Genomic DNA, 724 nt, shown 5'->3' on the forward strand with positions numbered 1-724 from the left:
GTTAGGCACTTTATATGAATCCCATACAGCAAGCATCCAATTACGATAAGATTGCAGAGCATTGGAATAGCGATCGCTTCAATAGAGAAAATGGTATTTCTCAGCATAAGAGAGCGCTTAACTTTGCCTCGAAGACGGGAAAAGCTATTGATATAGGTTGCGGTAGCAGCGGACGTATAATCGATTTATTATTAAAGTATGGATATGATGTTGAGGGGCTGGACCTTTCAGCCGAGATGCTAAGGCTTGCTAAAATAAGGCATCCTAAAGTCATATTCCATCATGCAGATATTTGCAACTGGGTTCCAAGTAACAAATATGCGTTCATATCGGCGTGGGATAGTATTTGGCATGTGCCCCTAGAAAACCAAGAAAGTGTAATTGGTAAACTCCTTGAGCATCTGGAAGTGGATGGCGTAATAATTTTTACAAGTGGGGCGGTCGATGAAAAAGGTGATGGTAGCAATCCATTTTTAGGTCAAGACTTATATCATGCAGCTCTTGGCATTCCAGCACTTTTAAAGTTATTGGAAAGTCACAACTGCGTGTGTCGACACTTGGAAAATGATGACTTTCCAAACAAACATTTATACGTGGTCGCACAAAAACGTGCCTAACAAAACGCTGTTGGCACTCCCTTCGGTCGCTGGGACGCTAACACGTGGGCTGACTCGCTTCGCTCGGATTTTAGCCCACGTGCTAGCGCCCCAAAGCTTAGCGTTAT

Annotated in this window: 1 protein-coding gene; it reads left to right on the forward strand. The window is 43.4% G+C overall.

Going from position 1 to position 724, the window contains the following annotated elements:
- The first annotated feature begins 14 nt into the window (after window positions 1-14).
- Window positions 15-617 carry a class I SAM-dependent DNA methyltransferase gene (locus tag WA381_RS20985; protein WP_156085911.1) on the forward strand — a complete coding sequence of 201 codons (603 nt, stop codon included), beginning with the start codon at window positions 15-17 and terminating at the stop codon, window positions 615-617.
- Window positions 618-724 lie beyond the last annotated feature (107 nt).

Source organism: Alteromonas sp. CH_MED4-4 (assembly GCF_037029575.1).
GTDB classification, from domain to species: domain Bacteria; phylum Pseudomonadota; class Gammaproteobacteria; order Enterobacterales; family Alteromonadaceae; genus Alteromonas; species Alteromonas macleodii.

Bases quoted from the DNA above. Each gene is read 5' to 3' on its own strand.
- WA381_RS20985 (WP_156085911.1), top strand. From the start codon at position 15: ATGAATCCCATACAGCAAGCATCCAATTACGATAAGATTGCAGAGCAT.